This is a genomic window from Mesorhizobium sp. B2-8-1 (assembly GCF_006440955.1).
In the GTDB taxonomy this organism is placed as follows: Bacteria; Pseudomonadota; Alphaproteobacteria; order Rhizobiales; family Rhizobiaceae; genus Mesorhizobium.
On record NZ_VFTX01000004.1, the window covers coordinates 349,033 to 362,489 of the forward strand.

Below are 13,457 nucleotides of genomic sequence, written 5' to 3' on the forward strand. Positions count from 1 at the left end.
AATGGCAGCACCTGGATATACCGAAGTTGACAAGGCGGAGGACGTCAAGGTCCTCCACAGCATGGGCTACGCCCAGGAACTGGAGCGGCGCCTCAGCCGCTTTTCGAATTTCGCCGTTTCCTTCTCCATCATCTGCATTCTGTCGGGCGGCATCAATTCGCTGGCGCAGGCAACGTCGGGCGCCGGCGGCATCGGCATCGGCATCGGCTGGCTGGTCGGCTGCTTCGTCTCGTTGACGTTCGCCGTCGCCATGTCGCAGATCAGCTCGGCCTATCCGACGGCCGGCGGGCTCTATCATTGGGGCTCGATCCTGGGCAACCGCGGCACCGGCTGGGTCACGGCCTGGCTCAACCTGCTCGGCCTGATCACCGTGCTCGGCGCCATCAATGTCGGCACCTGGACGTTCTTCATCGGCGCCTTCGGACCGGCGCTCGGCATCGAAGGCACGCTGACCAACCAGATGATCTTTCTGGTCATCATCACCGGCGCCCAGGCGCTGATCAACCATCTCGGCATCAAGCTGACGGCCAAGCTCACCGACTTCTCGGGCTACCTCATCTTCTTCGGCTCGATCCTGATCGCGGTGGTCTGCCTGCTCTCCGCCGAAACCTGGGATTTCAGCCGGCTGTTCACCTTCCATAACTACTCCGGCGATGCCGGAGGCGGCGTCTGGCCGTCGGTTTCGAATGCCTGGGTGTTCGCGCTCGGCCTCCTGCTGCCGATCTATACCATCACCGGTTACGACGCCTCGGCGCATACGTCCGAGGAGACCATCAAGGCGGCCAGCTCGGTGCCGCGCGCCATGGTCATGTCGGTGATCTGGTCGGCGGTCTTCGGCTATCTGTTCCTGGCCGCCTTCGTGCTGATGATCCCGAACATGGACGATGCCGCCAAGCAAGGCTGGAACGTGTTCTTCTGGGCCTTCGACCAGCGCGTCAGCCCTGGCCTCAAGGAGTTCGTCTACCTCGTCGTGTTCATCGCTCAGCTGCTGTGCGGCCTCGCCACCGTCACCTCAGCCTCGCGCATGATCTTCGCCTTCTCGCGTGACGGCGGCCTGCCGGGTTCGTCGGCACTGGCCAAGGTCAGCCCGACCTACCGCACGCCGGTGGCCGCGATCTGGACGGCATCGATCCTGTCGGTGCTGTTCGTCTGGGGTTCGACGCTGGTTTCGGTCGCCGGCACCTCGGCCTACACCATCGTGGTGTCCTGCACCGTCATCTTCCTGTTCCTGTCCTTCACCGTGCCGATCGTGCTCGGCATGCTGGCCTGGGGCACGCCCAAATGGGACAAGATGGGACCGTGGAACATGGGGCGCGGCGTGTTCATGCTGTTTGCGGTCCTGTCGATCGTGTCGATGATCCTGATCTTCGTCATTGGCATCCAGCCGCCGAACGACTGGGCGCTCTACATCACCGTCGGCTTCTTCATCCTGACCGCGATCGTCTGGTTTGCCTTCGAGCGCAACCGCTTCCAGGGTCCGCCGCTCGGCGACATCATCGCGGCGCGCCAAGCGGCGATCAAGGCGGCTGAGCAGGCCGTCGGCGAAACCGGCCACTGAGGCCAGCATCTCACAGCCATGGCCCGCGTATCGCCGGCCATGGCTTCGACCCTTCGAAATCGACAAGCCCAAAATGACAAGCACTGGAGCGCCAAAGGAATGGCCGGAAATTTCTCGTTCGATCAGTTGAAGAAAGCGGTTTCCGGCGGGGAGATCGACACGGTGCTGGCCTGCATCGTCGATATGCAGGGACGGCTGGCGGGAAAACGGTTCCTGGCCCAGTACTTCGTGGATTCCGCGCATGACGAGACGCATGGCTGCAACTATCTCCTGGCCGCCGACATCGATATGGAGCCGGTGCCCGGCTACAAGGCGGCAAGCTGGTCGAAGGGCTATGGCGATTTCGTCATGAAGCCCGACCTCGCGACGCTGCGGCGCATTCCGTGGCTGGAAAAGACGGCGCTCGTGATCTGCGACGTGCTCGATCACCACACCCATGACGACCTGCCGCATTCCCCGCGCGCCATCCTGAAGAAGCAGGTCAAGCGGCTGACGGAGCGGGGCTATATCGGCTATTTCGCCTCCGAACTCGAATTCTACCTCTTCAGCGAGACCTACGATTCCGCCCGCAAGAAGCACTGGCAGGGCCTCGACACCGCCTCGCCCTATATCGGCGACTATCAGATCGGCATCACCACCAAGGAAGAAGGCGTCATGCGACGGCTTCGCAACGAAATGGAAGCGGCAGGCATCCCGATCGAGAACTCGAAGGGCGAGTGGGGGCCGGGTCAGGAAGAGATCAATGTGCGCTATGCCGAGGCCCTCGACATGGCCGATCGCCACGTCATCCTGAAGAATGGCGCCAAGGAGATCGCCGAATCCGAAGGCAAGGCGATTTCCTTCATGGCCAAGTACAATTACGGGCTCGCCGGCAATTCCAGCCACATCCACAATTCGCTCTGGAGCGCCGACGGCAAGACGCCGCTTTTCTTCGACAGACAAGCCGACTGGACGCTATCGAGCCTCGGCCAGCAGTGGGCGGCGGGTCAACTCAAATACGCCAAGGAGTTCACCTGGTTCCTGGCGCCCTACATCAATTCCTACAAGCGCTTCCAGGCCGGCACGTTCGCGCCGACCAAGATCATGTGGAGCGAAGATAACCGCACCGCCGGCTTCCGCCTGTGCGGCGAGGGCACCAAGGGCATCCGCATGGAGTGCCGCATCGGCGGCGCCGACTTGAACCCCTATCTCGCCTTCGCGGCGTTGATCGCCGCCGGCCTTGCCGGCATCGACGAGAAGCTGGAGCTGCAGAAGCCCTTCGTCGGCGACGCCTATCAGGCCTCGCGCCTGCCGGAGATCCCGAAGACGCTGCGCGACGCCACCGACACGCTGGCCAAGTCGAAGATGCTGAAACAGGCGCTCGGCGAGGACGTGCTCGAACACTACGTCCACACCGCCAAATGGGAGCAGTTCGAATACGACCGCCGCATTACGGATTGGGAACTGCACAGGGGGTTCGAGCGATACTAGAAAGATAGTAAGTTACTACCCTTACCTTGATCGGAAACGCGGATTGAACTAGATTTATGCGATGACCGAAGGAACCAAATACCATCCGCTTTTCGAGCATCTTCTGTTCTCGGGCCAAGGCCATATGTCCATGAGCTTCGCGGAGATTGAGCAAATAATAGGCGGCCGCTTGCCGCCGTCGGCGCGACAGCGGGAGGAATGGTGGGCGAACAGCCCGAACGGGCACAGCCAGGCACGCGCCTGGTTGCGCGCAAACTATCGGGCGTCCCATGTCGACCTTGCGAACGAACGCGTGGATTTTAAACTGGAGGGATGGCCCGAGGGCTATCGAAAGCCGAACATGGCTACCATGGACAAGACTCCTCCGGGAATGGCGGAGCCAGCGCAGGCTAGCTACGAACTTCCACGGGAAAATATCGACCATCCGCTTTTCGGCATATGGACAGGCAAGGTTACGCTTTGCCCAGGGCATGATTACACCAGGCCGGCTTTTGAGCCTGATGTGCAGCCGTGACGCATAGGTTGCTGCTCGACACGTGCGCGATCATATGGATAGCGCTGAACGAGCCGATCAGGCCGGAAGCCAAGACTGCGATCAATACCGCCGCGGCTGTTGACGAGAAGATCCGGGTTTCCCCCATTTCGGCCTGGGAATTGGGCCTGCTGAGCGCCAAGGGCCGGTTGGCGGCAGCAAAGTCGCCAACAAGCATTTTTGGGGAAGTGATCGCCACGCCAGGCATCAAGGTGGAGGCTCTTTCGCCGGGCTTGTTGATTGAATCGTCCTTCTTGCCCGGATCGCTTCACGGCGATCCGGCAGATAGAATATTGATCGCGACGGCACGGGCGTTCGATCTGACGCTCGTGACGCGCGATCAGTCGATACTGGATTATGCGAGAGCGGGGCATGTTCGCGCCCTTGCCTGCTGACGCTTTGCCTTTCGATATGGAGACATCTTCTTGGAAATCGTGAAACTCAAATCCCCTATCGATGGTTCGGTCTATGCCGAGCGTCCGATCGCCACCGATCAGGCGGTCAATGCCGCTGTCGAGCGCGCCAAAGCGGCGCAGGAGAAGTGGGCCGGGACGCCGATCGTCGAGCGCGGCAAGTACATGCTGGCGATGCTCGAAACGCTGGTCGCCATGACCGACGAAATCGTGCCGGAGATCGCCTGGCAGATGGGGCGTCCGGTGCGCTATGGCGGCGAGTTCGGCGGCGTCAAGGAACGCACCAGCTATATGGTCGAGATCGCCGAGGCGGCGCTGAAATCGGTCCCGGCTTCCAATCCGAAGGACGGGTTCCGCCGCTATGTGAAGAAGGATCCGCTCGGCGTGGTCATGGTGATCGCGCCGTGGAACTATCCTTACCTCACCGCGGTCAACACGATCGTGCCGGCGCTGATGGCCGGCAACACCGTCATCCTCAAACACGCCGCGCAGACGCTGCTTGTCGGCGAGCGTTTCCAGCAGGCTTTCGACAAAGCCGGCCTGCCCAAGGGCGTGTTCCAGAACATCGTGCTGAACCACGCGCAGACAGAAAAATTGCTTGGCTCGGGCAAGATCGACCACGTCAATTTCACCGGCTCGGTCGCCGGCGGCCGCGCCATCGAAAAGGCAGCGGCCGGCACCTTCATGACGCTCGGGTTGGAGCTTGGCGGCAAGGATCCTGCCTATGTGCTGCCCGACGCCAAGATTGACCATGCAGTCGCCAATCTGGTCGATGGCGCCTTCTACAATTCCGGCCAGTGCTGCTGCGGCATCGAGCGCGTCTATGTGCATGAGAAGGTCTATGACGAATTCGTCGCAGGCTTCATCGCCGAGACGAAACACTATGTCGTCGGCAACCCGCTCGAACAGGCGACGACGATGGGGCCGATGGCGCAGGCCCGTTTCGCCGACTTGATCCGCGAGCAGAAGGCCGAGGCGCTGCGCAAGGGCGCCAAGGCGCATATCAACATGAAGGTGGCTCAAGACAAGGCCGGCTCGCCCTATCTGGCGCCGGAAGTACTGACCGACGTCGACCACCAGATGAGCGTCATGCGCGAGGAAAGTTTTGGCCCGATCGTCGGCATCATGAAGGTGCGCAACGACGAGGAGGCGATCGCGCTGATGAACGACAGCCCCTACGGCCTGACCGCCTCGATCTGGACGCGCGACACCGAGCATGCGGTGGCGATCGGCGACCGCGTCGAGACCGGCACGGTGTTCATGAACCGCTGCGACTACCTCGACCCGGCGCTGGTCTGGACCGGCGTCAAGGACACCGGCAAGGGGGCCGGCTTGTCCGCCATCGGCTACGACAACCTGACCCGGCCGAAATCCTTCCACCTGCGCGAAGCCATCTGATTTTTTGAAAGACAAACATGTCCAAGCTGATCTCCAAATGGAACTACCCCACCACCGTTCGCTTCGGCGCCGGGCGCATCAAGGAATTGCCCGAGGTGCTCGCCGCCACCGGCATCAAGCGGCCGCTCTTCGTCACCGATCCGGGGCTGGCGAAACTGCCGGTCGTCGCTTCGACGCTGAAAATCCTCGATGACGCAAAAGTGCCCTACGGCGTTTTCTCCGAAGTGAAGCCGAATCCGGTCGATTCCAATCTCACCGCCGGCATCGCGGTGTTCAAGAAGGGCAAGCATGACGGCGTCATCGCCTTTGGCGGCGGCTCGGCGCTCGACCTCGGCAAGCTGATCGCCTTCCAGGCGGGACAGACGCGGCCGGTCTGGGATTTCGAGGACATCGGCGACTGGTGGACGCGCGCCAACTCGGATGCGATCGCGCCGATCATAGCGGTGCCGACCACGGCCGGCACCGGCTCCGAAGTCGGCCGCGCCGGCGTCATCACCAACGAGGCGACCCACACCAAGAAGGTCATCTTCCATCCGAAGCTGCTGCCGGCGATCGTCATTGCCGATCCGGAGCTGTCGGTCGGCATGCCGGGCTTCATCACCGCCGGCACCGGCATGGACGCGCTGGCCCATTGCCTCGAGGCTTATTGCGCGCCGGGCTATCATCCGATGGCCGACGGCATCGCCGTGGAAGGCATCAGGCTTGTCTTCGAGAACCTGCCAAAGGCCTATGCCAACGGCAGGGATCTGGTCGCCCGCGCCAACATGATGAGCGCCGCGGCGATGGGCGCGGCAGCCTTCCAGAAGGGGCTGGGGGCGATCCATTCGCTGTCGCATCCCATCGGGGCGCTCTACGACACCCATCACGGCATGACCAATGCGGTTTTCATGCCCTATGTGCTCGCCTTCAATCGCGAGGCGATCGAGGACCGCATCGCGCGGCTCGCCGCCTATTGCGGCATAAGAGGCGGCTTCGACGGCTTCGCCAAGGCTGTCATCAAGCTTCGCAAGGAATTGAAGGTGCCGCATGCGCTGCCAGGCCTGATCAAGGGGCTCGACATGGACAAGAAGCGCAAGGCCTTGATCGCCGATATGGCGGTGGTCGATCCGACAGCCGGCGGCAACCCGGTCAAGCTGACCAAGAAAGCAGCGCTGACGCTGCTCGAAAATGCAATCGCCGGGACGGTGTGATACCGCTTTAAGGGTACAATTGATCTGGAAAATCAGGGGCAACCAAGGGGAAAGGGTGAAGTGCAAAGCAAAAAGTAATTAGCCGGAAAATTAAGTGATGGCTAATTGCTACAGTCGATTAAAAGGAGTTAACTTTCGTGCTGCCAGCGGTGGGGTTTCATAAAGCTTTCATCTGGCTGTCACACGAAAACGATACCGCATCGCAGGCGTCCAACGGCGTCAGTTCAACGGAGAGAACACATGTTCAAATTCACGGGGAAAGTGCTTTCCCTTTCGGCCGCGGCGCTGTTTGCGTCGACGGTGATTTCGTCCGCGGCTCCGCTGGACGATCTCGTCAAGGCCGCGAAGGCGGAAGGCCAGCTTACCACCATCGCGCTGCCGCATGACTGGTGCGGTTACGGCGACGTCATCGCCGGGTTCAAGGCGAAATATCCGGAAATCACCATCAACGAGCTCAATCCCGATGCCGGTTCGGGAGACGAGGTCGAGGCGATCAAGGCCAACAAGGACAATAAGGGCCCGCAGGCGCCCGACGTCATCGACGTCGGCCTGTCCTTCGGCCCGACCGCCAAGGCCGACGGCCTGCTGATGCCCTACAAGGTGTCGACCTGGGACTCGATCCCCGACAGCGCCAAGGATGCCGACGGCGCCTGGTACGGTGATTACTACGGCGTTCTGGCGATGATGGTGAACAAGGATCTGGTCAAGGAATCGCCGAAGGACTGGGCCGATCTGCTGAAGCCGGAATTCGCCAATTCGGTGGCTCTCGCCGGTGATCCGCGCGCTTCGAACCAGGCCATCCAGGCGGTCTATGCCGCTGGCCTTTCGAGTGGAGCCGCGGCTGGCGAAGCCGCGGGCACCGCCGGCCTCGACTTCTTCAAGAAGCTCAATGCCGCCGGCAACTTCGTACCGGTCATCGGCAAGCCGGCGACACTCGCCCAGGGCCAGACCCCGATCCTGATCAACTGGGACTACAACGCGCTCGCCGGCCGTGACACGCTGAAGGGCAACCCGCCGGTCGACGTCGTCGTGCCGAAGACCGGCGTCGTCGCCGGCGTCTACGTGCAGGCGATCAGCGCCTATGCGCCGCATCCGAACGCAGCCAAGCTCTGGATGGAATACCTCTATTCAGACGAAGGCCAGATCGGCTGGCTCAAGGGCTATTGCCACCCGATCCGCTTCAACGATCTCGCCAAGAACGGCAAGATCCCGGCGGACGTCCTGGCCAAGCTGCCGCCGGCGGAAGCCTATGCTTCGGCGGTGTTCCCGACGCTGGACGAGCAGGGCAAGGCCAAGGAAGCCGTCACCAAGAACTGGGACTCCGTTGTCGGTGCCAACGTCAAGTAACAGTTGAATCCACCGGGCGGCTTCGCGGCCGCCCGGTTCCCCCTCGAAGACGGTAGCCGGCGCATGACCGATCTCTCGCTTTCCAGTCACGATACCGCAGGCAAGACCGCGCCGCCCGCGGAGGCACGCGCGTTGCGATTGCCGACGCAATGGCTAGGCGTCGCTCCGTTCTTCATCTTCGCCATCATGTTCCTGATTTTGCCCACGCTTTATCTGATGCTGGGCGCATTCCAGAATGATGCCGGCGAGTTCACGCTCGAGAACATTGTCGCTCTGGCGCAGCCGTCGATCGTTGCCGCTTACTGGATATCGATCAAGGTAAGCCTGGCCTCGGCGCTGATCGGCGCTTTCGCGGGCCTGGCCATCGCCATCGCCATCGTGCGCGGCGGGCTGCCGGACTGGATACGCTCGGCCACCCTGACTTTTTCCGGCGTCGCCTCCAATTTCGCCGGCGTGCCGCTGGCCTTCGCCTTCCTCGCCACGCTCGGCCGGCTCGGTCTTGCCACGGTGATCCTGAACACCGTGTTCGGCCTCAACATCTATGCCCACGGCTTCAACATCCTGTCCTTCTGGGGCCTGACGCTGACCTATGTCTATTTCCAGATACCGCTGATGGTGGTCATCATCACGCCGGCAATCGATGGCTTGAAGAAGGAATGGGGTGAAGCTGCCGCCACGCTTGGCGCGACCACCGCGCAATATTGGCGCATCGTGGTCATCCCTGTGATCTGGCCGAGTTTTCTCGGCACCGTGATCCTGCTTTTCGCCAACGCCTTCGGGGCGATCGCCACCGCCTATGCGCTGACCGGCTCGTCGCTCAACATCGTGCCGATCCTGCTCTACGCGCAAATCCGCGGCGACGTGCTGCACAATGCCCATCTCGGCTACGCGATCGCCTTCGGCATGATCGTCATCACCGGCCTGGCCAATGTCTTCTACATCTGGTTCCGGACCCGTTCCGAGAGGTGGCTGAAATGAAGTCGGGCAGATTCTGGGCCTGGGTGGTCTTCATCCTCGGCGCGGCCTATTTCTTCATCCCGTTGATCGCGACGGTGGAATTTTCCATGCGCATGCGGCGCGGGGCCTATTCCTTCGACGCCTACCGGATCGTGCTCGGCGACGCGCGTTTCCAGGCGACCTTCCTGTATTCGGTGGTCGCCGCCATCTTCACCATCATTCTGGGTGTGCTGATCGTGGTGCCGGCAGCCTACTGGATCCGATTGCGGCTGCCGCAGCTCAGGCCGATCGTCGAGTTCATCACGCTTTTGCCGTTGGTCATTCCGGCCATCGTCATCGTCTTCGGCTATATCAGGATGTACGGCTCGAATTCACCCTTGCCGTTCCTCGGGTCCGATATGGGAACCAATGCCTTGCTGGTCATCGGCTATGCGACCTTGGCGCTGCCCTATATGTATCGTGCCGTCGATACGGGGCTCAGAACCATCGACGTGCGGACGTTGACGGAAGCGGCCCAGATCCTCGGAGCCGGCTGGGGCACGATCATCACCCGCGTCATCCTTCCCAATGTGCTGATTGCGGTGTTGTCCGGCGCCTTCCTGACATTCGCCATCGTCATCGGCGAGTTTACGATGGCGAGCTTGCTGAACCGGCCGGCTTTCGGCCCGTACCTGCAGAATGTCGGGGCCAACCGCGCCTATGAGCCGGCGGCCCTTGCCATCATCGCCTTCGTCATCACCTGGGGCTGCATGTCGCTGATCCAGATCCTGTCGCGCTTCGCGCCGAAATCGGCTAATCGTCCGAACTGACCCGAAAGAAAAAGCCATGGCCGAGCCATTCCTCTCCATCCAGCATGTGCGAAAATCCTTCGGCGCCACCACCGTTGTCGAGGATTTCAATCTCGACGTCGAACCGGGCGAGTTCGTCTCATTCCTCGGCCCGTCAGGCTGCGGCAAGACGACGGTGCTGCGCATGGTCGCCGGCTTTGAGGAGCCGTCGGCCGGCAAGATCGTCGTCGGCAGCAAGGACATCACCAGGCTGAAGCCGAACCAGCGCAATGTCGGCATGGTGTTCCAGGCCTATGCGCTGTTCCCGAACCTGACCGTGGCGCAGAACATCGGCTTCGGACTGAAAGTCGCCGGCATGTCCAGGGCTGATATCGATGCCCGTGTCGCCGAAATGCTGGGCATTATCAAGCTGCCGCAGATGGCCGACCGCTATCCTTATCAGCTCTCGGGCGGCCAGCAGCAGCGTATCGCGCTGGCCCGCGCCATCGCACCGAAGCCGAAGCTCTTGCTGCTCGACGAGCCGCTGTCGGCGCTTGATGCCAAGGTGCGCGTCTCGCTGCGCGAGGAAATCCGCTCGATCCAGAAGAAGCTCGGCATCACCACCATCTTCGTCACCCATGACCAGGAAGAGGCGCTGTCGATCTCCGACCGCATCGCGGTGATGTATGGCGGCAAGGCCGAGCAGGTCGGCACGCCGTTCGAGATCTACAACCGGCCGGCAACCAAGTTCGTCGCCAATTTCGTCGGCACGCTGAACGTGCTGGAAGGCACCGTCACCGACGCGGCGTCGGGCAAGGTTCGTGTCAACACCGAGGAAGTCTCGCTCAAGGGCAGGCTCAACGGCTCGAAGTCCGGCGATACGCTGTCATTGGCGTTGCGGCCGGAAGCCATTTCGCTCGGCCGCCAGCCCGGCCGCGATTCAAGCCTGTCCGGCGAGATCTCCGAAGTGCACTTTCTCGGCTCGGTGATCCGGGTCCGGGTCGGCATCGGCGGCAACACCGTTTCGCTCGACACGTTCAACAGTTCGACGACGCCACCGCCGGCCGTTGGCGAGAAGGCGGAGATTTCCTTCTCGTCGGGCGACCTGCTGGTGCTGCACTGACGCGGCCGAAGCGCCCTGTCGATCCGGTCACCGGTCCAGTTGCCGGACGATGCACTCCTCTTGGACAATCAACAGCATCCTGCGGCTTTGCCACTGCCAAGAGCTCCGCTTCGCCGCTACGATGAGCCATGGCGCTATTTGAGCTCACCCTTGTCCTCCTGCTGATCGCCGTTGCGCTGACGGCGCTGTCGCGGCGCCTGCAGGTTCCTTACCCCGCCTTGCTGGCGCTGGCGGGCGCCGGCCTTGGCTTCCTGCCCGGCGCGCCGACGATCGAGATCGATCCGGAACTGGCGCTTGCGCTGTTCATTGCGCCGGTGCTGCTCGACGCGGCCTACGACACATCGCTGCGCGATCTTAACCGCTACAGGCTGCCGCTTGTGCTGCTGGCGCTTGGCGCGGTCGTTTTCACGACCGCCGTCGTGGCACTGGTCGGCTGGAAAATGGCCGGCCTGCCGATCGCTGCCGCCATAGCCCTTGGCGCCATCGTGGCGCCGCCGGACGCGGTTGCCGCGAGCGCCGTGCTCGGGCAGTTCAAGGTGCCGCACCGCATCACGGCCATCCTTCAGGGCGAAAGCCTGCTCAATGACGCCACCGCGCTTTTGATCTATCGCATCGCGATCACCGCCGCCGCCGGTCCCGTTCTTTTGGGCAGTGCCGTTCCGATGGTCCTGCTGTCGACCATCGGCAGCCTGGCCGCGGGCTATCTGCTCGGCCGCCTGTCCCAGGCGATGCTTGGACGTATCGAAGATGCGGCGAGCGGCACCGTCGTGCAGTTCGCCGGGACGTTCGGCGTCTGGATCCTGGCTGACAGGCTGGGGCTCTCGGCCATCATCACCATCGTCGTCTATGCCATGACCATCGCGCGCACCGCACCGCGGCGCATGTCGGCCAGAAAGCGCGTCAGCTCCTATTCCGTCTGGGAGACGGCGGTGTTCGTGCTTAACGTGCTGGCTTTCGTGCTGATGGGCCTGCAGGCGCGGCTGATCGTCGGTCGCCTGGCCGAGCAGGGACAGTCCGAGGCGTTCCTGTTTGCAGGGACGATCCTGGCGGTCGTCATCGTTTCCCGCCTTGCCTGGGTGCTGGGCTGCGGCGCCGTGATCCGATGGCTTGCCCGCTTCGGCAATGCGGAGCAGCGGCAAGAGGTGCCGTCGTTTCGCGGCGGGGTGCTGATCGGCTGGTGCGGCATGCGCGGCCTGGTGACGCTGGCGGCTGCCTTCGCATTGCCGGCGGACTTCCCCGGCCGCGATCCGATCGTGCTCACCGCCTTTTGCGTGGTGCTGGGCACGCTTGTCCTGCAAGGCATGAGCCTGAAGCCGTTGCTGCGCCTGCTTCGTCTCGAACCGGACGAGACCATAGACCGCGAGGTCGCGCAGGCCCGTGTCGCCATCATGCAAGCGGCCCTCGACATATTGAGCGGCAAGACCTCGACCGCGGCGGCGGCGGTGCGCGAGCAGTATGCCGCACAGCGCAAGGTCGCCAAGAACCCCGACGACGCCCAGGCAGCAACCGAGTACGACCGGCTTCGGCTCTATGCCATCAAGCGCCAGCGCGACGCGCTGGAAGAACTTCGCCGCAACGGGACGATCGGTGACGAGGCCTATCACCGGCTGGAGGAAGAAATCGACTGGTCGGAGCTGGCGGCTTCCCCGGCGGGACGGTTCCAGCCGCTGACGACCTAGGCGAGGCGAGGGGCTTTTGCGTCGTGGCCCAGCCGGGCCGCCGCGGCGGTCCATTGCAAGGTCGCCGTCGAAACGGTACTGCCGTCACCAAACTGAGCCGGACAAGAATGAAGCTGGTCAGCTACAATATCCAATACGGGTTCGGCAGCGACGGCCTCTACGATCCGGCGCGCGCCGCGCGCATTGTTGCCGGCGCCGATATCATCGCCTTGCAGGAGGTCGAGCGGCACTGGCAGCGCAGCAATTTCGACGACCAGCCAGAGCTGCTTTCGCGGCTGCTGCCGGACTATCACTGGGTGTACGGCCCGGCCTTCGACATGGACGCCAGCGAACAGCGCGACGGCCGCATCGTCAACCGGCGCCGGCAGTTCGGCACCATGGTGCTGTCGAAGCTGCCGATCGTCTGGTCGCGGCTGCATGCGCTGCCGATGCGCCGCACACTGCGGCCGCTCAACACCCGCAACGCGGCGCTCGAATGCATGATCCGCACGCCGGCGGGTCCGGTGCGGGTGCTTTCATTGCATCTCGCCCATGTCGCGGCTGAAGAACGGCTGGAGCAGATCGACTATCTGCTTGCCGAGCATCGCCGGGCGCCCTCCGATGGGGGGCCGTGGAGCGGCGCCGACGACGAGCCGGCGCGCAATTGGAGCAATGGCGAGCCAGAGCCGGAGAACCCGCTGGCGGCGATCTGGATGGGCGATTTCAACATGGAGCCGGGCAGCGCCGAATACCGCCGCATCGTCGGCGGCACGCCCTATCATCGCGGTGCCGCCTATCTGGATGGGTTCGTCGATGCCGCTGCCGTGGCGATTGAACCGGCGGATGACTTCCACACGCATGAGAAGATCATCGACGGCAGGCTGGCAAAGCGCCGGCTCGATCATTGCTTCGTCGGCGGCCTGTTTGCCGGTCGTGTGCGCTCCGTCAGCTCGGACATTGGCGAAGTGGCTTCCGATCATTTTCCGGTCAGGATCGACATCGATCTCGAAACGCCCGCCGGCCCCGGAGGCGGATGAGGCCCAA

The 13,457-nt window shown here is 62.9% G+C and carries 12 protein-coding genes; all 12 read left to right on the forward strand.

The window, feature by feature from the left end; genetic code table 11:
- Position 1 precedes the first annotated feature (1 nt).
- The 12 genes from FJ428_RS13545 (at position 2) to FJ428_RS13600 (ending at position 13,450) form a co-directional block, all read left to right on the forward strand.
- Positions 2-1,558 carry an amino acid permease gene (locus tag FJ428_RS13545; RefSeq protein ID WP_140496309.1) on the forward strand — a complete coding sequence of 519 codons (1,557 nt, stop codon included), beginning with the start codon at positions 2-4 and terminating at the stop codon, positions 1,556-1,558.
- A gap of 99 nt (positions 1,559-1,657) precedes the next feature.
- Complete coding sequence (locus tag FJ428_RS13550) at positions 1,658-3,028, forward strand: glutamine synthetase family protein (RefSeq protein WP_140496308.1); 1,371 nt, start codon at positions 1,658-1,660, stop codon at positions 3,026-3,028.
- 61 nt (positions 3,029-3,089) lie between these two features.
- The gene (locus tag FJ428_RS13555) at positions 3,090-3,542 is read left to right on the forward strand and encodes a hypothetical protein (protein ID WP_140879564.1); all 453 of its coding nucleotides are present in this window, start codon (positions 3,090-3,092) and stop codon (positions 3,540-3,542) included.
- 8 nt (positions 3,543-3,550) lie between these two features.
- The gene (locus tag FJ428_RS13560; protein ID WP_224518925.1) at positions 3,551-3,955 is read left to right on the forward strand and encodes a type II toxin-antitoxin system VapC family toxin; all 405 of its coding nucleotides are present in this window, start codon (positions 3,551-3,553) and stop codon (positions 3,953-3,955) included.
- Between the two features lie 30 nt (positions 3,956-3,985).
- Complete coding sequence (locus FJ428_RS13565; protein ID WP_140556532.1) at positions 3,986-5,371, forward strand: aldehyde dehydrogenase family protein; 1,386 nt, start codon at positions 3,986-3,988, stop codon at positions 5,369-5,371.
- 17 nt (positions 5,372-5,388) lie between these two features.
- Entirely contained in the window at positions 5,389-6,561 is a 1,173-nt protein-coding gene (locus tag FJ428_RS13570; protein ID WP_140496304.1) for an iron-containing alcohol dehydrogenase, read from the forward strand.
- A gap of 240 nt (positions 6,562-6,801) precedes the next feature.
- A complete protein-coding gene (locus tag FJ428_RS13575) occupies positions 6,802-7,908 on the forward strand; it encodes an ABC transporter substrate-binding protein (RefSeq protein WP_140522419.1) in 1,107 nt (368 codons plus the stop codon).
- Positions 7,909-7,971: 63 nt separating this feature from the next.
- Entirely contained in the window at positions 7,972-8,886 is a 915-nt protein-coding gene (locus FJ428_RS13580) for an ABC transporter permease subunit (RefSeq protein ID WP_140513697.1), read from the forward strand.
- The gene (locus tag FJ428_RS13585) at positions 8,883-9,674 is read left to right on the forward strand and encodes an ABC transporter permease (RefSeq protein WP_140513696.1); all 792 of its coding nucleotides are present in this window, start codon (positions 8,883-8,885) and stop codon (positions 9,672-9,674) included. Before FJ428_RS13580 ends, FJ428_RS13585 begins: the two co-directional genes overlap by 4 nt.
- A gap of 16 nt (positions 9,675-9,690) precedes the next feature.
- A complete protein-coding gene (locus tag FJ428_RS13590) occupies positions 9,691-10,755 on the forward strand; it encodes an ABC transporter ATP-binding protein (RefSeq protein ID WP_140496300.1) in 1,065 nt (354 codons plus the stop codon).
- Between the two features lie 128 nt (positions 10,756-10,883).
- Positions 10,884-12,434 (forward strand): sodium:proton antiporter, encoded by a 1,551-nt coding sequence (locus tag FJ428_RS13595; RefSeq protein WP_140513695.1) that lies wholly within the window; start codon positions 10,884-10,886, stop codon positions 12,432-12,434.
- Positions 12,435-12,541: 107 nt separating this feature from the next.
- Complete coding sequence (locus FJ428_RS13600) at positions 12,542-13,450, forward strand: endonuclease/exonuclease/phosphatase family protein (protein WP_140556537.1); 909 nt, start codon at positions 12,542-12,544, stop codon at positions 13,448-13,450.
- The last annotated feature ends 7 nt before the right edge of the window (positions 13,451-13,457 follow it).